The sequence below is a fragment of the Nonomuraea sp. NPDC023979 genome, assembly GCF_040639085.1.
GTDB lineage: Bacteria > Actinomycetota > Actinomycetes > Streptosporangiales > Streptosporangiaceae > Nonomuraea > Nonomuraea ceibae.
In genome coordinates, this window is the sequence record NZ_JBEZZG010000020.1 from 122,568 (window position 1) to 140,158 (window position 17,591).

The 17,591-nt window shown below is 73.4% G+C and carries 11 protein-coding genes; 5 read left to right on the forward strand and 6 right to left on the reverse strand.

Annotated elements, in window-relative coordinates:
• The first annotated feature begins 69 nt into the window (after positions 1 to 69).
• Together AB0G11_RS30200 and AB0G11_RS30205 are read left to right on the forward strand one after the other, a co-directional pair.
• Positions 70 to 3,516, forward strand: coding sequence for a UvrD-helicase domain-containing protein (locus AB0G11_RS30200; protein WP_357589984.1), 3,447 nt, complete (start codon positions 70 to 72; stop codon positions 3,514 to 3,516).
• On the forward strand, positions 3,510 to 6,803 hold the full coding sequence (locus AB0G11_RS30205; RefSeq protein WP_357589986.1) for an ATP-dependent DNA helicase: 3,294 nt from the start codon (positions 3,510 to 3,512) through the stop codon (positions 6,801 to 6,803). Before AB0G11_RS30200 ends, AB0G11_RS30205 begins: the two co-directional genes overlap by 7 nt.
• On the opposite strand, the gene AB0G11_RS30210 is transcribed toward AB0G11_RS30205, so the two are convergent.
• From AB0G11_RS30210 to AB0G11_RS30225, 4 genes are read right to left on the reverse strand one after another with little or no spacing between them, the layout of a single operon-like run.
• Positions 6,763 to 7,830 carry a type III PLP-dependent enzyme gene (locus tag AB0G11_RS30210; RefSeq protein ID WP_219504833.1) on the reverse strand — a complete coding sequence of 356 codons (1,068 nt, stop codon included), beginning with the start codon at positions 7,828 to 7,830 and terminating at the stop codon, positions 6,763 to 6,765. The genes AB0G11_RS30205 and AB0G11_RS30210 overlap by 41 nt on opposite strands.
• The gene (locus tag AB0G11_RS30215; protein ID WP_357589988.1) at positions 7,827 to 9,353 is read right to left on the reverse strand and encodes an IucA/IucC family protein; all 1,527 of its coding nucleotides are present in this window, start codon (positions 9,351 to 9,353) and stop codon (positions 7,827 to 7,829) included. The genes AB0G11_RS30210 and AB0G11_RS30215 overlap by 4 nt, the downstream gene beginning before the upstream one ends.
• Complete coding sequence (locus AB0G11_RS30220; RefSeq protein ID WP_357589990.1) at positions 9,354 to 10,823, reverse strand: IucA/IucC family protein; 1,470 nt, start codon at positions 10,821 to 10,823, stop codon at positions 9,354 to 9,356.
• Positions 10,820 to 11,956, reverse strand: a complete 1,137-nt coding sequence (locus tag AB0G11_RS30225; RefSeq protein ID WP_357589992.1) for a siderophore biosynthesis protein — start codon at positions 11,954 to 11,956, stop codon at positions 10,820 to 10,822. The genes AB0G11_RS30220 and AB0G11_RS30225 overlap by 4 nt, the downstream gene beginning before the upstream one ends.
• Before the next feature lie 146 nt (positions 11,957 to 12,102).
• Here AB0G11_RS30225 and nudC point away from each other — a divergent pair, with 146 nt between their 5' ends.
• Entirely contained in the window at positions 12,103 to 13,077 is a 975-nt protein-coding gene (gene nudC, locus AB0G11_RS30230) for an NAD(+) diphosphatase (protein WP_246644788.1), read from the forward strand.
• Positions 13,078 to 13,141: 64 nt separating this feature from the next.
• Here nudC and AB0G11_RS30235 read toward each other — a convergent pair whose 3' ends face one another.
• Complete coding sequence (locus AB0G11_RS30235) at positions 13,142 to 13,390, reverse strand: mycoredoxin (protein WP_246644793.1); 249 nt, start codon at positions 13,388 to 13,390, stop codon at positions 13,142 to 13,144.
• A 69-nt stretch (positions 13,391 to 13,459) separates the two neighbouring features.
• Positions 13,460 to 14,356, reverse strand: a complete 897-nt coding sequence (locus tag AB0G11_RS30240; protein WP_357589994.1) for an alpha/beta hydrolase — start codon at positions 14,354 to 14,356, stop codon at positions 13,460 to 13,462.
• A gap of 153 nt (positions 14,357 to 14,509) precedes the next feature.
• Here AB0G11_RS30240 and AB0G11_RS30245 point away from each other — a divergent pair, with 153 nt between their 5' ends.
• Both AB0G11_RS30245 and AB0G11_RS30250 read left to right on the forward strand, forming a co-directional pair.
• Positions 14,510 to 16,555, forward strand: a complete 2,046-nt coding sequence (locus AB0G11_RS30245) for an ATP-dependent DNA helicase UvrD2 (RefSeq protein ID WP_219504916.1) — start codon at positions 14,510 to 14,512, stop codon at positions 16,553 to 16,555.
• Between the two features lie 63 nt (positions 16,556 to 16,618).
• Positions 16,619 to 17,488 carry an acyl-CoA thioesterase II gene (locus tag AB0G11_RS30250; RefSeq protein WP_219504843.1) on the forward strand — a complete coding sequence of 290 codons (870 nt, stop codon included), beginning with the start codon at positions 16,619 to 16,621 and terminating at the stop codon, positions 17,486 to 17,488.
• The last annotated feature ends 103 nt before the right edge of the window (positions 17,489 to 17,591 follow it).

The following is a 17,591-nucleotide window of genomic DNA, read 5'->3' on the forward strand; positions in this document are numbered from 1 at the left end:
TCTAGTGCTGTGAGTGGTCAGACCTGGCGATTGGTGCGCCGCGGCAGCGGGAGGCCTGTTGAGGCCCCTGTGCTTGATGAACATCAGCGCGCCGTGGTCGAGCACCCCGGAGGCCCCCTGCTCGTCCTCGCCGGGCCCGGCACCGGCAAGACGACGACCATCGTCGAGAGCGTCGTCGACCGCATCGAACGGCGCGGCGCCGACCCCGAACGCGTCCTCATCCTCACCTACAGCCGCAAGGCCGCCGGCGAGCTACGCGAACGCGTCACCGGCCGGCTCCGCCGCACCACCCGCACCCCGCTGGCGCTCACCTTCCACTCCTACGCCTACGCCCTGCTGCGCCGCGAGGCCGTCCTCGCCGGCGAGCCGCCGCCCCGCCTCCTCACCGGCCCCGAACAACTCCTCGAAGTCCGCCGCCTCCTCCACGGCGAGCTGGAGGACGGCGCCCTCGACTGGCCCGAAGACCTGCGCGAACCGCTCAAGACCCGCGGCTTCGCCGAAGAGCTGCGCGACTTCCTGTCCCGCGCCGCCGAACGCGGCCTCGACGGCGAGCGCGTACAGGAGCTCGGACGGCAGCACGGCCGCGCCGACTGGGTCGCCGCCGGCCGCTTCGCCCAGCGCTACCAGCTCCGCTTCGACCTCGACCCCGACCCGGCCATGGACTACGCCGAGCTGATCCGCACCGCCGCCGGACTGCTCGCCGACCCCGACGTACGCCGCCGCGAACGCGCCGCCCACGACGCACTGTTCGTCGACGAGTACCAGGACACCGACCCCGCCCAGGAGTTCCTCCTCCAGCAGCTCGCCGGCGACGGCCGCGACCTGGTGGCCGTCGGCGACCCCGACCAGTCCATCTACGGCTTCCGCGGCGCCGACGTACGCGGCATCCTCGCCTTCCCCCAGCGCTTCCGCACCCGGTCCGGCCACGACGCGCCCATCGTCGCCCTGCGCGTCTGCCGCCGCAGCGGCGCCGACCTCCTGGAGGCCTCCCGCCGCGTCGCCGACCGCCTCCCCGCCACCCCCGCCCCCTCGGCCGGCCCTCCCGCCGACGGCATCCCCCGGGCGCGCGGCCACCGCGACCTCGTCCCCCTGCCCGACACACCCTCCGGCGAGGTACGGGTGCTGCTCGCCGACAGCACCAGCCAGGAAGCCGCCGTCGTCGCCGACACCCTGCGCCGGGCCCACCTCATCGACGGCGTGCCCTGGCACCGCATGGCCGTCCTGGTCCGCTCCGCCACCCGGCAGGTGCCGCTGCTGCGCCGCGCCCTCGTCACCGCCGGGGTCCCCACGATGATCGCCGGCGACGAGGTGCCCATCGCCCAGGAGCCCGGCGTCCGCCCCCTCCTCACGCTGCTGCGCGTCGCCCTCGACCCCGCCGCCCTGGACGAGGGCGTCGCCGAGGAGCTCCTCACCGGCCCGCTCGGCGGCACCGACATGATCGGCGTCCGCCGCCTCCGCCGCGCCCTCAAGATCGCCGAAAACGAGGCCCACACCGCCCCCACCCCCTCCGCCCCCACCCCGGCAGACCCCCCGGCCTCCGCAACCCCGGAAGGTGACGCCCCCCAACCGGGCGCACAGGCCGGCGCACCCCAGAGCGCCCCGCAGACCGGCACCCTGGCGGACCCCAAGGCGGCACCGGGCCGCGCGTCCGGCGCGGCGCCGTCTGGTGCGGCGCAGGGCGGCCCGCAGGCTCCGCAGGAGGAGCCGCCGCCCGCGGACTCCCCCCGTGCCGCCGTAGCGGAGGCGGTCGCGCCGCAGGGCGACTCGGCCGGGCCCGGAGCGGCGGAGGAAGGGGCGGCGGCGGGCTCTGGGGAGGGGGTGCGGTCGTCGGGGGAGTTGCTGGTGGCGGCCGTGAACGATCCGCGGGAGCTGGTACGGGTGGAGCCGCACGTGGCCGTTCCGGCGGAGCGGGTGGCGAGGCTGCTGGCCACGGCGAGGGAGGCGCTGCGGGAGGGCGCGACGGCCGAGGAGGTGCTGTGGGCCGTGTGGCAGGGCAGCGGCCTGGCGGAGCGGTGGACGGACCTGAGCCTGAGCGGCGGCCAGCGGGGCGCGCAGGCGGACCGGGACCTGGACGCGGTCGTCGCGCTGTTCGATCATGCGGCGAAGTTCGTGGACCGGATGCCGAAGGCGGGCCCGGAGGTGTTCCTGGACGATCTGGCGTCGCAGGAGATCCCGGGTGACACGCTGGCGGAGCGGGCGCCGGACGGTGACGCGGTGCGGGTGTTGACGGCGCACCGCTCGAAGGGCCTGGAGTGGGACGTGGTGGTCGTGGCGGGCGTCCAGGAGGGCGTCTGGCCGGATCTGCGGCTGCGGGGCACGATGCTGGGCGTGGAGGACCTGGCGGAGGTGGCCGAGGGGGGCAGGCCGAGTGCGGCGTCGCTGGCGTCGAAGCTGCTGGCGGAGGAGCGGCGGCTGTTCTACGTGGCGGCGACGCGGGCGCGGCATCGGCTGGTGGTGACGGCGGTGGGCGGTGAGGACACCGACGAGCGGCCGTCGCGGTTCCTGTCGGAGCTGATGCCGGGCGCGGTGGACGAGGCGACGGTGGAGGACCGGTCGCGCTGGCTGAGCATGCCGTCGCTGGTGGCCGATCTGCGGAGCGCGGTGACGGATCCGACGAAGCCGGCGTCGATGCGGCGCAGGGCGGCCAGGCAGCTGGCGAGGCTGGCGGCGGCGGGGGTGCAGGGCGCGCATCCGAACGACTGGTACGCGTTGACGACGATGACCGATGACCGGCCGTTGAGCTGGCCGGACGACGTGGTGAGCATTTCCCCGTCGGCGGTGGAGAGCTTCACCAAGTGCGGCCTGCGCTGGCTGCTGGAGACGGCGGTGGGCGCGGCCGGGACGAGCACGGCGCAGGGGCTGGGCACGGTCATCCACGCGCTGGCGGTGCTGGGCGCCACGGATCTGTCGGACGAGAACGCGCTCGGCGACCGCCTGGACGGCATCTGGAACGAGCTCGACTTCGGTGGCGTATGGTTCAACCGCAAGCAGCGCCGGGTGGCCGAGCAGATGATCGGCCGCTTCCTCCGCTGGCAGCAGGACAACCCGCGGGAGCTCGTCGCCCTGGAGGAGGCGTTCGTCGCCATGGTGGGCGACGGCGTCCAGATCAAGGGCCGGGTCGACCGTGTGGAAAAGGACGCGGAGGGCCGGGCGGTGATCATCGACCTCAAGACGGGCGGCTCGAAGCCCAAGCCGGGCGAGCTCGACCGCCATCCGCAGCTCGGCGTCTATCAATTGGCGGCGCTGCTGGGCGCGTTCGCCAGGCACGGCATGGCGGAGCCCGGCGGGGCGGCGCTGGTGCAGCTCGGCAAGGCGGCGGGCAAGACGGCGGCGGTGGAGCAGAAGCAGGGCGCGCTGGCCGACGACGCGAACCCGGGCTGGGCGCGGGATCTGGTCGACACGGTGGCGATCGGCATGTCGGGCCCGTTCTTCCAGGCGAAGGTCAACGACGGCTGCCGTACGTGCGCGGCCAGGGCGAGCTGCCCGGTCAACGACAGCGGGGGACAGGTGTGCTGACCCCGGTCGAGCTGGCCGGCAAGCTCGGCATCCTGCCGCCCACCCGGGAGCAAGCCGCCGTCATCGAAGCGCCGCTGGAGCCGATGGTCGTCATGGCCGGGGCGGGTTCGGGCAAGAGCGAGACCATGGCCGGGCGGGTGGTCTGGCTGGTGGCCAACGGTCTGGTGAAGCCGTCGAACGTGCTGGGTCTGACGTTCACCCGCAAGGCGGCGGCGGAGCTGGCGACGCGGGTGCGGGAGCGGCTGGCGGGGCTGGCGGAGGCGGGCCTGGTGGAGCCGTCGATGCTGGACGAGGAGCCGACGGTCTCCACCTATCACGCGTACGCGGCCCGCCTGGTCACCGATCACGCGCTGCGTGAGGCGCTGGAGCCGACGATGCGGCTGGTCACGCCGGCGGTGTCGTGGCAGCTCGCGTCGCGGGTGGTGGCGATGTACGACGGGCCGATGGACCGGGTGGAGCTGGGCCCGCCTTCGGTGACGGCGGCGGTGCTGGAGCTGGCGGGTGAGCTGTCGGAGCATCTGCGCGCCCCGGGTGACGTGCGGCGGGTGGGGGAGTGGCTGGACGAGCGTCTGGCCGAGCTGCCGGGCCGCACGGTGCAGGCGCAGCGCAAGCCGATCGCCGTGCAGGCGGCCAGGGAGCAGTTGCTGCCGCTGGTGGAGGCGTACGAGAGGTTGAAGCGGCGGCGGGAGGTCATCGACTACGGCGACCAGATGTCGCTGGCGGCGAGGATCGCCGCCAATCACCGCGAGGTCGGTCAGATCGAGCGGGAGCGGTTCGCGGTGGTGCTGCTGGACGAGTATCAGGACACCAGCCACGCGCAGCTGGTGTTGCTGCGTTCGCTGTACGGGGGCGGCCATCCGGTGACGGCGGTGGGCGACCCGTGCCAGTCGATCTACGGCTGGCGGGGGGCGTCGGCGGGCAACCTGCGCCGGTTCGCCGAGGACTTCCGGACGGGGGCGGGCGATCCGGCTCCGGTGCGGCAGCTCAGCGTCAGCTTCCGCAACGGTGACCGGGTGCTCGACGTGGCCGCCCGGGTGCAGCTGCCGCTGCGGATGGAGGCGCGTGAGGTGCCGGTGCTGGTCCCGGGCCCGAACCGGGTCGACCGGGGCCGTGTCACCTGTGCCTTCCACGAGACGGCCGAGGACGAGGCGAAGTGGGTCGCCGACCGCGTCGCCCGGCTGCTCGGCCAGGAGGTCGCCCCGGACGGCCTGCCGTGGGGGGACAAGGAGCGCAAGAAGACCCTTGCGCTGCAGCCGCAGGACGTGGCGATCCTGGCGCGCAAGCGGTCGCAGTTCCCGGCGTTGCGCAGGGCGCTGGAGGATCGTGACATCCCGGTCGAGGTGGTCGGGCTGGGCGGGCTGCTGACGGTGCCCGAGGTGACCGACATCGTGGCCACGTTGCGCGTGCTCTACGACGCGACGGCGGGCGACGCGCTGGCCAGGCTGCTGGCGGGGCCGCGCTGGCGGATCGGCCCGGCGGACCTGCGGGCGCTGGGGGAATGCGCCCGCGAGCTCAACCGGGAGATGCGTGACGGGCAGCGCGTGCAGGACCCGCTCGACCAGGTGGTGGCCGATCTGGCGGAGGAGCGCGGCAGCCTGGTCGACGCGCTCGACGAGCTGCCCGACCGGGAGGAGTGGCTGGAGGCGTTCTCGCCGCTGGCCGCGACCCGGCTGGTGGCGCTGGCCCACGAGCTGCGCCAGCTCAGGGCGCACACGGCGCAGCCGCTGCCCGACCTGATCAGCGAGGTGGAGCGCAAGCTCGGCCTGGACGTCGAGGTGGCGGCGCGGGGCGGCACGGTGAGCGCGTTCGCGGCCAGGGCCGACCTCGACGCGTTCCTCGACGCGGCGTCCCGGTTCGCGGGCGACGCCGAGGATCCGACGCTGGGCGCGTTCCTGGCCTATCTCCAGGCGGCGGAGAGCGAGGAGTTCGGGCTGGAGGCGGGCCGGGTCGGCGACAGCAACAGCGTCAAGCTGATGACCGTGCACGCGTCCAAGGGCCTGGAGTGGCCGGTCGTGGTGGTGCCGGGCCTGTCGCAGCTCCTCAACACGAAGGGCGCGGTCGCGACGGGCAGCGTGTTCCCGGCCACGCCGGTCATGAACAGCCGCTGGACCGACAACCCGCGCAAGCTGCCCTACCCGCTGCGCGGCGACGCCGCTGACCTGCCCCGGCTGACGGGGTTGAGCAAGGACGAGCTGGCCGCGTTCGACGAGCGGTGCCGCGAGCGCGACCTGATGGAGGAGCGGCGGCTGGCGTACGTGGCGGTGACGCGCGCCCACTACCACCTGATCGCCTCCGGCTACCGGTGGGGCAGCGCGTCCAAGCCGCTGGAGCCGTCCGACTTCCTGCGGGAGATCGCGCAGAGCGCCGACCGGATCGCGTTCTGGGCGCCGGAGCTCGCCGAGGGCGCCACGAACCCGCTGCTGGCCGAGCCGGCCGCCGCCGTGTGGCCCGTCACGCCCGAGGGGCTGCGGTACGAGTCCGTGCTTGACGGCGCCCGCCTGGTGGAGGACGCGCTGGCGGGCACCCTGGAGGACGAGGAGGAGGAGCAGCCGCTGCGCGCCTTCGAGGAGGAGCGGGTGCGCGCCTGGGACCGCGACACCGAGCTGCTGCTGCGCGAGCGGGAGTTGCATCGGCGGCGCGGCTCCACGACCGTCGAGCTGCCGTCCAAGCTGACCGTGTCGTCGCTGGTCACGCTGGCCACCGACGCCCGCGAGCTGGCGCGCAGGATCCGCCGCCCGGTGCCGGTCAAGCCCGCGCCGCTGGCCCGCCGGGGCACCTCCTTCCACAAGTGGCTGGAGACGCGCTGGGACCAGCAGCGGCTCATCGACGACTTCGACCTGGACCTGGAGCACGAGCCGGAAGAGGCGGACGTGCGGCTGGCGGAGCTGCAGGAGCGCTTCGAGGAGAGCGAGTGGGCCGAGCGGCGTCCGGTGGACCTGGAGGTGCCGTTCGAGACCATGATCGCCGACCGGCTGGTGCGCGGCCGCATGGACGCGGTGTTCGAGCTGCCCGGCGGACGTTACGAGGTCGTCGACTGGAAGACCGGCGACCCGCCGACCGGCAAGAAGGCCAGGGCCGCCTCGGTGCAGCTCGCCGCCTACCGGCTGGCCTGGTCGCACCTGGCGGGCGTGCCGCTGGAGCGGGTGAGCGCGGCCTTCCACTACGTGCGCGCCAACCGCACCGTGCGCCCGGTGGACCTGCTCGACGCCGACGGCCTGGTGGCCCTCATCGAGGCGGTGCCGGAGGTCAGTCGCGCAGATGGTGGAAGCCGGGCTTCGGGTGCATGAGGAAGTCGTGGTGTGAGATGTTCCAGGCGTAGGCCCCGGCCATCCCGAACACCACCGTGTCCCCCACCCGTACCGTTGTCACGATTTTTCGTGCGAAGACGTCTTTCGGGGTGCAGAGCTGCCCGACGAGCGTGACCGGCTCGTCCGCCACGCCCGGCCCGTCGCCCGTGGGCAGCACGGTGAAGGGCTGGTCGTGGCCCTTGGTCACCGGGGTCCGCAGGTGGTGGGTGCCGCCCAGCAGGACGGCGTACGCCTCCCCGCGCACCCGTTTCACGTCCACCACCCGGGTCACGTAGAAGCCGCAGTAGGCGGTCAGCGCCCGCCCCGGCTCGATCCTGACGAGCTGCCCCGGCCGCCGCAGCCGCGCCAGCCCCGCGCCGTAGGCCGCCCAGTCGAAGCGCTCCGGCGAGCCGTAGGAGACCGCCATGCCGCCGCCCAGGTTCACCTCGGGCTGGCCGGTGTCCAGCAGCACCGCCGCCAGCCGCAGCAGCTCTGGCGCGGCCAGCCCGCTCGCCAGGTGCGTGTGCCTGCCGCGCAGCCGCACCCGGTCCGTGAACAGCGGCAGGCACTCCTCGACCCCCGCCTCGTCCATCCCGAACGGGCCGCTCATGGTCAGCGCCGCGCCCTCCACCGCCAGGTCCGGGCTGACGCGCAGCAGCACGTCCGCCTCCAGCCCTGTCGCCACCAGCCGCCGCAGCTCGTACGGGGACTCCACGTGGATGCGGTGATGCGGCAGCCGCAGCTCGGCGTCGGTCTTGCCGGGGCCGCCCAGGGCCAGCGGCCTGCCCGGCAGCAGCGCCGACACGTGCGCGTGCTCGCCGCCGGACGACACCTCGAACCCGTCGACGTGCGCGTCGAGCACCCGCAGCAGCTCGGCGTCCGGATTGGCCTTGACCGCGTAGTACAGCTCGACGCCGGGCAGCGCGGCCCGTACCGCGGCCGCGTGCTCGTCCAGGGCGGGCAGGTCGTACAGGTAGGCCGGGGCGGCCAGGCGGGGGGCGGCCTCCAGGACCCTCGCGGTGATCATGCGAGCGGGTTCGCGATCGGGACATAACCGGCGGACCGGTCGGCGGCCCTTGCCCAGCGCACGCCCAGGTTGGCCTTGGCCGGCAGCGGCGCCCCCGCGAGCAGGTCCGACAGCGGCACCGGCCCGCCCAGCTCGGCGGCCTGCTTGGCGAGCACCTCCCGGGCGGCGCGCCACAGCTCGCGCAGCAGCCCGTCGTCGCCGTCCGAGACGGTCGCCGCGATCTCGACCAGGTGGTTGACCAGCAGGCAGTAGACCACCCGGGCCCAGCCGCGCTCGGCGTCGTAGGACATGGCCTCCGCGACCCGGGCCGGCACGCCGCTGAGGTCGTGGCGGCCGGTGACGAGCTTGGCGCCCTCCAGGTCGCGGAAGACCGCCTCCACGGGCAGGCCGGAGCCGTCGAGACCGACGAGCACGTTCTGCAGGTGCGGCTCCAGGATGACGCCGTGCGTGAAGTACAGCTCCAGCACCGGCGGCGCCACGGCCGTCACGTACGCCGTCCACCAGGCGAGCGGGTCGGGCGGCGGCGGCCCGGCGGCCAGCGCCCCGGCCAGGACCGGGGTGACGCCGGGCGAGCAGGCCGCCCACGGGCTCGCGCGGACGATCACGCCCAGCCCCTCCAGCAGCGGCGTCGCCGAGCGGTAGCCTGGCTCGGGCAGCCACCGGGCGCCGGGATGCTTGGCGGCCACCTCGGCGAACACCGGCGCGAGCCGCGAGGTCAGCTCCACCGCCCCGGCCAGCTCGTACCAGGCGTTCTTGCGCACGCAGTTGGTGATCCGCACGTCGAGGCTGAACTTCAGGCACGCCCCGGCCGCCGGGGCGTACACGGTGCGCACCGACGAGGTCGGCATCACGACCGGTCCCGGCCCCAGGTCGATCAGCTCGCCGCCCAGCGGGGGCCGCAGCAGGCCGAGCTGCCACGGGTGCGCCGGCAGCAGCCGGTAGCCGGGCGGCGCCTCGCCCAGCGCGTCGAGCGCGCGCACGTCGCCCTCCTCGGCGGCCGCGTCGTCCCGCACGCCGAGCAGCCGCAGCGGGAACTCGGCGTGCGCCTCGGGCGCGTAGGCCAGCCACCCGTCGCCGCCGCGCGCCTTCGGGCTCGGATGGAACGGGTGCCCGTACACCAGCGCCTGCTCCGAGGCCAGCCACGGATCGGCGGGCGGCACGGCCTCCGCCCTGGCCCGTAGGATCGCGGCCACCGCCTCACGGCTGGCGGCCACCTGCCCGGCGAACTCGTCGTTGCGCCCCGCGCCCAGCTCCGCCTCGGCCAGCCGGACCAGCTCGGCGGACGTCAGCGGATGCCAGGCGCCCGCGTCGAGCCGTTCGGGACGGCCGTCGAAGCGCAGCGCGGCCCCGCCGTGGGTGCGCACCCGCAGCAGCGTGCCCCCCACGCGCAGCAGCAGCAACGGCGGCGCCGGCCAGACCAGGCCGCGCGGTCCGGCCACCTCCCGCACGCAGCAGCGCAGCAGCGCGGCGAGCGTCGCCTCCTCGGCCGGCCCGGCAGACGAGGTGAGGGCCAGACCGTGCATTCAAGCTCTCCTCAGGTAGTTGGGCCCGCTGGTGCCGTAGAACTTGTTGATGTCACGCGCGCCCGACCGCTGCTTGGCCACGAGGGTCCCGGCGGTGACCATCGACTTGCCGGTGAGCCTGGCCGCCTCCAGCGTCCGGGCGCGCAGCAGCCTGGCCATCGGGTCGTCGCCGTAGGGCTCCAGCGCCGCGGCGAGCGTGTCGCGCAGCAGCGCGGACGCCTCGGCGTGGGGCAGCGCGCCGAACGTGATCGCGGCCGCCGCCAGGTGCAGCGTGATCGTCACGAAGACGTCGGCCAGCGCGTGCGGGTCGTCGGTCATCATCCGCGCGTCGCCGAACGCGGGCACCGCCACCCCGGCCGCCGCCAGCCTGGCGGGGGAGGCGAGCAGCCCGTCGTTGTCCTTGACCAGCAGCTTCATGGCGCCGTCGGCGAAGACCAGGGCCAGGTTCTGCTGGTGGGCCTCCAGCGCGACGCCGTACTCGACGAACAGCCGCACGTTCCAGCCGAACAGCAGCCGCAGGTAGGCGGGCAGCACGTCGCCCAGCTCGGCCAGCACCCCGGGCACGGCCAGCGCCGCCACCGGCACGATCTTGCCGGGCGGCAGCCTGCGGACCATCCAGGCCAGATACTCGTGCCCGGCGTGCGCGTACGCCTGCTCGTCGGCGATCAGTACGTCCGGGCCGGCGAGCTCGCGGAGCAGCAGCTCGGCCCGCGCGCCGTCGCGCAGCGTACCCGGCTTGATCGAGCGCCGGTTGCGGCTGCCCAGCGTGGCCGTGGGCAGCGGCAGCTTGAGGTGGACGCGCGGCCCGACCTCCACCGTCCGCATCGACAGCGTCGGGCGTACGGTCACGCGCGGCTCGTCCAGCACCCGCACCCCGTCGATCTTGGCGACCTCGGCGACGGTCAGCGGGTGCACCGGGAACAGCCCGTCACCGTCCGGCAGCACGTCGGCGGGCAGCGGCGACGAGCCTGCCATCAGCAGCTCGCCGGGCACCCGCGCCCACCGCAGCGGGAACGACGGCGCGAACTCCGGCGCGTACGCCAGCAGGTCCGCCTCCGACAGCCCCGTCCGCGCCCGCGCCGTCGGATAGACCGGGTGGTCGGTGAAGGCGGCCAGCGACTCGTACGACGGCTTCCTGGCCAGCACGCCGGGCAGATGGGCGTCGTGCAGCTCCAGGGCGGCCAGCGCGGCCAGGCACTCGTCGAAGAACGCGGCCACGCCCTCGGCGTCCGCCGGGTCGGCGATCTCCGCCAGCGTCTCCAGCACCTGTTCGAGGCCCAGCAGCTCGCCCGGCGCCACCACGAAGTCCTGGAAGAGCGATCCGGGAGCCAGCCGCACCAGCCGCCCGTCGGCCATCGTCAGCGCGACGCCGTCGCGGTCGCGGGTGACGCGGGAGGAGAGCCTGCCGTAGTCCTCGCGCAGCAGCGCGTTGAGCACCCGGGCGGCCAGGTAGGAGTCGCGGGAGCTCATCCGACGACCCACGGCCTGGACGCCCGGTAGCCCTCGACGGCGGCCTCGACGCGGGCCCGGTCCGGCCCGACGGCCCTGATCACGCCCAGGTAGTCGCGGTTGGTGTGAGTCAGCTCCACCCGCTCGCCGGCCTGGCGCAGCGGCTGGTGCCACAGCTTGACGCCGTCGTGCTCGGTCTCCTCGGCCCCGGGCGCGGTCAGGATCGTGCCCGGCCGGTCGGCCACCAGGCTGACCGCCGTCCCATACCTGGAGGATTCGGGCATCGCGGGCATGGGTTCGCCGAGGTGCACGCGCAGGATCCACTCGAACAGCGGCACTCCCAGCACGTCGGCCAGCAGGAAGTCGCAATGGTCGCCGATCACCCGGTAGTTCACCTCGACGATCCGGGGCCCGGCCGGCGTGACGACGTACTCGGTGTGACACGCGCCGAACCCCGCCCCGATCGCCCGCAGCGCCGCCAGCACGTGCTCGTGCGGCCCCTCGGGCGCCCAGTCGAGACGCTCCTCGACGAAGTGCGGCAGCGGCCCGAGCGTCGTCGCGAACCCGCCCAGCACGCCGATCCGCGAGCCGTCGCCCAGCGTCTCCAGCGTGCGCAGCGGCCCTTCCAGGTACTCCTCGACCACCACCGCCTCGCCGGGCCGCCGCGCCCGGACCGCCTCCACGGCCTTGGCCAGGTCCGACTCGACCAGCAGCACGTCCTCGCTGGCCACCCCCTCGCGCGGCTTGACCACCAGCGGGTACGGCAGGTCGTCCGGCACCGGGTCGCCCGGGGCCAGCCGCGCCGAGAACACCCGCTCCACGCCCGCCTCCGCCAGCCTGCGCCGGGTCAGGAACTTGTTCTTGGCCGTCAGGCAGGCCCGCCAGTCCTTGCCGGGCAGCCCGAAGTAACCGGCGGCCAGCGCGGTCTCCGCCTGGAGGTGGTCGGAGTTGGAGAAGATCGCGTCCGGCCTGCCGAGGTGCTCGATCGCGTCGATCAGCGCGCGCGGGTCACGCACGTCACAACCGACGGCGTACGGATGCCGCTCCGGCCGGTCGGTGAGGATCGTCACCTCGCACCCCAGCGCGCGGGCGGCGGGCAGGAACCCGCCGGTCACCGAATCGGTCGGTTTGAGCGCGGTCAGGTAGAGCCGCAACGCGAAGGCACCCCCGGATGATCAGGTAAGGCTAACCTAACCCGAAAGATCCTAGCCCCTCCAAGATCCCACCGCTGCAGGGAAACCGTAATCGGCGGCTAACCCTGAGGTCATAGGATGACATGGGATTTGGGAAGGGTGGGGCCTTGGATACGAGGGCGGAAGACCAACTCATCGGACCGCTGCTCCTCGCACGCGGCACCATCGACAGATCGGCGGCGCTCAGGGCCGACCGCGCCTGGTTGGAACGTGCCTGGGCCGACCCCTCGACCCGGGTGCTGATCATCGACAACGGCCACACGCTCGTCCGCCGCGACGGCGACGAGGTCCACGCCGTCCTCTACCCCACCGCCGACGCCCCCGACGGCGAGCGCTACCTGCTCGGCGTCGAGGGCGACGTCGCCTACTTCGCCGTCGCCGCGCCGCTGCCCGGCACGCCCGCCGGCGACGTCAACGGCCGCGTCACCGTCCCCATGAGCCTGCGCGACACCCCCGACGGCCAGCCCGTCCCGGCCGGCCTGCGCCAGGCCGGCGGCCTGCTCGGCGACCGCGACGCCGGCCTGCTCGTCTACGCCGTCGCCCTGGAGGCCTGGCACGCCACCCACGAGTTCTGCCCCCGCTGCGGCACCCGCACCGCCGTCCAGGCAGGCGGCCACATCCGCGTCTGCCCGCACGACTCCAGCCAGCACTTCCCCCGCGTCGACCCGGCCGTCATCATGCTCGTCCGCGACGCCGACGACCGCTGCCTGCTCGCCCGCGGCCCCCAGTGGCCCGAAGGCCGCCTGTCGATCCTCGCCGGCTTCGTCGAGCCCGGCGAGTCCCTGGAGGCGGCCGTCGCCCGCGAGGTCGCCGAAGAGGTCGGCGTCACCGTCACCCGGCCCCGCTACCTCGGCAGCCAGCCCTGGCCGTTCCCGCGCAGCCTCATGCTCGGCTTCTTCGCCGACGCCCTCACCACGGAGCTCACCCTCGACCCCGAGGAGATCGCCGAGGCCCACTGGTTCTCCCGCGCCGACCTGGCCAAGGCCATCGAAAAGGGCGACGTACGCCTCCCGCCCCCGGTCTCCATCGCCCGCCGCCTCATCGAAACCTGGTACGGCGAACCCCTCACCGGAGATTGGTGACGTATCGTAAAACCCGTTCGAGCCCCCGGCCAGTGGTCCGGGGGCTCGTGGTGTGTCAGGTGTGTCAGGAGACGCCCAGGAGGTCCTTGACCTCGCGGGCCGACGGGTTGGTGCGCACGACACGCCCCTTCGGGGTGTCGATGACGACAGTCGGCACCGTCTGGTTGCCGTCGTTGACGCTCATCACGAACGCGGCCGCCTCCGGGTCACGTTCGATGTCGATCTCGGCGTAAGCGATGCCCTCGCGGGCCAGCTGGGACTTCAGCCGCTTGCAGGGGCCGCACCAGGTGGTGCTGTAGACCGTGAGCGCCATGTCAGCGATTCCCTCCAAGGTCAAGGAAACAGGCGCTCCGTGCAACAACCCCGGTGCCCCGGTTAATCCCTACCCGACGTGCGAGGTGATCCACTCGTGGACGCGCTCGGCCACGCCGGGGGTGCGGTAGAGGGCGCTGCTGTGGGCGATGCCCGGCACGCTCCAGGTCGTGACGGCCACCCCGGCCTTGCCGAGCATCTGCTTGAGCAGCTGGCTCTGCACCGGCGGCACGAACTCGTCCTGCGAGTGGACGGTCAGCATCGGCGCGTCCTTGGCGCTGGCGTGCCAGGCGACCTCCATGCTGGCCCACACACGCGAGCACTTGCCCTTGGGGGCGCAGCCGCCGGCGAGCTGGACGGCGGCCGAGCGCAGCTTGCGCTTGTAGGGGTCGAGCGACTTCTCGCCGTCCTTGAACGCGCGCAGCGGCGAGATGATCGGCGACAGCCCGACGACGCCCTTGAGCCCCGTCATCCCGTTGCCGTAGGTGCCGACCGAGGCGGCGATGTGGCCGCCGGCCGAGAAGCCGACCACGACGTAGTTGTCGGGGTCGAGCGCCCAGCGCTCGGCGTGCTTCTTGGCCTTGGCGATGGCGGCGAGCGCGTCGGTGCGCTGCGCGGGCCAGGCCGCTTCGGTGGAGAGCCGGTAGTTGAGGTTGAAGACGGTGTAGCCGCGGTCGGCGTACTCGCGGGTGATGGCCGTCATCTGCCGTTTGTCGCCGCTGGACCACCAGCCGCCGTGGATCAGGAAGATCCCCGGCCGCTTCATCCCGTCGGGGGTCCACCACACGTCCATCTGCTGGTGGCGATGCCTGCCGTACGCGATCGTCTCGCTGGAAAGGCCGCCGATGCCGTCGGGGTCGGTGATCGTGGTCGGCCCCGGTGCGGGGTCACCCGACGCGTGCGCGGCCACGGGAGTCAGCGCGACTAAAGCGAGCGCGACAGCGCTCAGGGAAACCGCGGTTCGCACAGCCTGCCCTTCTCTCCCATGCTCAGGTCGGCCCCATTGTGATGGAAGAGACCACTTCTTTGCATCTCAGCGACATTGAAACGATTGACTGCCGCATGCTGCCAGAATGGCGCCCGGAGCGCCACCTGCTGGGAGGATGGTGGGGTGAACGGCGTGGATGACGTGCTGGCCGGGCTCGATCCGGAGCAGCGGGAGGTGGCGGAGACCCTGCGTGGGCCCGTGTGCGTGCTGGCGGGCGCGGGCACCGGCAAGACCAGGGCGATCACCCATCGCATCGCCCACGCGGTGCGGTCGGGGGTGGTCGACGCGCGCAGCGTGCTGGCCGTGACGTTCACCACACGGGCGGCGGGGGAGCTGCGGCAGCGGTTGCGGGCGCTGGGCGCGCCCGGGGTGCAGGCGCGCACGTTCCACGCGGCGGCGCTGCGGCAGCTGACGTACTTCTGGCCGAGGGTGATCGGCGGCGAGGCGCCGTCGGTGATCGAGTCGAAGCTGCCGGTGCTCGTGGAAGCCTGCCGCCAGATCCGGAAAAATCCGGACCGGTCCGAGCTGCGCGACATCGCCGCCGAGGTCGAATGGGCCAAGGTCACCCAGATCGGCCCCGACGACTACGTGGCCGCCGCCGCCAAGCACAACCGCACCCCGCCGGTGCCCGCCGACGAGGTGGCCAGGCTGTACGAGGCGTACGAGCGGATCCGGCGCGAGCGCCACCTGGTCGACTTCGAGACCATCCTGGAGCTCACCGCCGCGGTGATGACCGAGCACCAGGAGGTCGCGAGCCAGATCCGCCAGCAATACCGCTACTTCGTCGTCGACGAGTATCAGGACGTCAACCCGCTGCAGAAGCTCCTGCTCGACACCTGGCTCGGCGGGCGCGACGACGTGTGCGTGGTCGGCGACCCCAACCAGACCATCTACTCCTTCACCGGCGCCAGCCCCCGCTACCTGACCGGCTTCGCCGTCGAGCATCCCGGCGCGGCCGTCATCAAGCTGGTCCGCGACTACCGCTCCACGCCGCAGGTCGTCGACCTGGCCAACCTGGTGATCGCCAAGGGCCGCTCGCCGCACCGCCTGGAGCTGGTCGCCCAGCGCCCCGACGGCCCCCGCCCGGTGTTCGCCGACTACGACGACGAGCCCGCCGAGGCCGCCGGGGTCGCCCGCGCCATCAGGAAACTCCTCGACCGGGGCGTCCCGTCCCGCGAGATCGCCGTCCTGTTCCGTACGAACTCCCAGTCGGAGTCCTACGAGGAGGCGCTGTCGAAGGCCGAGATCCCGTACGTGCTGCGCGGCGCCGAGCGCTTCTTCGAGCGCCCCGAGGTGCGCCAGGCGGTCGTGCTCCTGCGCGGCGCGGCCCGGTCGGCGGCGCACGAGCCGCTGGCCTCGGAGGTCCACCAGATCCTCACCGGCATCGGCCTGACCCCGTCGCCGCCCGGCGGCGGCAAGGCGCGCGAGAAGTGGGAGTCGCTCAAGGCCCTGGCCGACCTGGCGGAGGACATGGCGGCCGAGGGCGCCGACCTGCCCGCGTTCGTGGCCGAGCTGGAGCGCCGCGCCTCCGAGCAGCACGCGCCGCCCGTCGAGGGCGTCACGCTGGCCTCCCTGCATGCCGCCAAGGGCCTGGAGTGGGACGCGGTCTTCCTGGTCGGGGTGACCGACGGGATGATGCCGATCATCTACGCCGAGACGCCCGAGCAGATCGAGGAGGAGCGCCGCCTGCTCTACGTGGGCATCACGCGGGCGCGCGAGCACCTGACGATCTCCTGGGCGCTGGCACGCGCCCCGGGGGGTCGCAAGGGCCGCCGCCCGTCGCGGTTCCTCGACGGGCTCACCGGCCGTTCCGCCGCCGCGTCCCGCCCGGCGGCCACGCCCGCCCGCGAACGCCGGGCCGTCGCCGCGCCGGTGAGCTGCCGGATCTGCGCCAAGACGCTGAGCGCGGCGGCCGAGCAGAAGCTGGGCCGGTGCGCGACCTGCCCGGCCGACTACGACGAGGGCCTGCTGGAGAGCCTCAAGGCGTGGCGCACCGCGACCGCCAAGGAGGCGAAGATCCCCCCGTACGTGGTCTTCACGGACGTGACGCTCCAGGCGATCGCCGAACGGGTGCCCACCAGCGAGGCGGAGCTGCTGTCGATCACCGGCATCGGCCGCGTCAAGGTCGACCGCTACGGGGAGGCGGTCCTTGACCTGTGCCGCTCGGCCGTCGCGTAGGCTGTGCTGCCGCCTCCGCAACGGGCGTGCGACCATATACCTGGTCATACCCGAGGGGGATAGGTGAACGAGGCGCTGAAGGAGCTCCTCGACCTGCTCGACCTGGAGCAGATCGAGCTGGACATGTTCCGGGGCCGCAGCCCCGAGGAGCGCATCCAGCGCGTCTTCGGCGGGCAGGTCGCCGCGCAGGCGCTGGTCGCGGCCGGCCGCACGGTGCCCGCCGACCGCAACGTGCACTCGCTGCACGCCTACTTCATCCGGCCCGGCGACCCCTCGGTGCCGATCGTCTACAACGTCGAACGGGTCCGCGACGGCAGGTCGTTCACCACCCGCCGGGTGCTGGCCATCCAGCACGGCAAGGCGATCTTCTCGATGTCGGCCTCGTTCCACCTGTTCGAGGAGGGCGTGGAGCACCAGGCGTCCGTCATGCCGGTGGTGCCCGACCCGGCGACGCTGCCCACGTTCCAGGACCGGATGGTCGAGCTGGTCGGCGAGCACCACGAGCTGCGCGAGTGGCTGTCGCGCCCGCGTCCCGTCGACGCCCGCTACGCCTCGCCGCTCACGTGGGAGGCGTACGAGAACCCGGAGCTGCGCAGCGCCACGACCAACGTGTGGTTCCGCTACGACGCCGACCTGCCCGACGACCCGCTGCTGCACGTCGTGCTGGCGGCCTACGCCTCCGACTTCACGCTCGTCGACACGATCCTGCTGGCCCACGGCATGGCCTGGGGCGCCTCCAACGTCATGGGCGCCTCGCTCGACCACGCCATGTGGTTCCACCGGCCGTTCCGGGCCGACGACTGGCTGCTGTACGCCCAGGAGTCGCCCTGGTCGGGAGGGGCCCGCGGGCTCGCCCGTGGCGAGATGTTCACCGCCTCCGGCGAACTCGTGGTGTCCGTGGTGCAGGAGGCCATGATCCGCGTGACAAAGTAACAAAATCGCAGGTAGAAAATAAGTTGCCCAGTCCTGGGCTACCGGTTTAGGGTCATGGTCAAGCGAGTCGGGCAATCAGCTCGACGATCTTCAGACGGAGGTG

Bases quoted from the DNA above. Each gene is read 5' to 3' on its own strand.
- AB0G11_RS30220 (WP_357589990.1), bottom strand. From the start codon at position 10,823: ATGAGCTCCCGCGACTCCTACCTGGCCGCCCGGGTGCTCAACGCGCTG.
- AB0G11_RS30210 (WP_219504833.1), bottom strand. From the start codon at position 7,830: ATGATCACCGCGAGGGTCCTGGAGGCCGCCCCCCGCCTGGCCGCCCCG.
- AB0G11_RS30235 (WP_246644793.1), bottom strand. From the start codon at position 13,390: ATGGCGCTCACGGTCTACAGCACCACCTGGTGCGGCCCCTGCAAGCGG.
- AB0G11_RS30215 (WP_357589988.1), bottom strand. From the start codon at position 9,353: ATGCACGGTCTGGCCCTCACCTCGTCTGCCGGGCCGGCCGAGGAGGCG.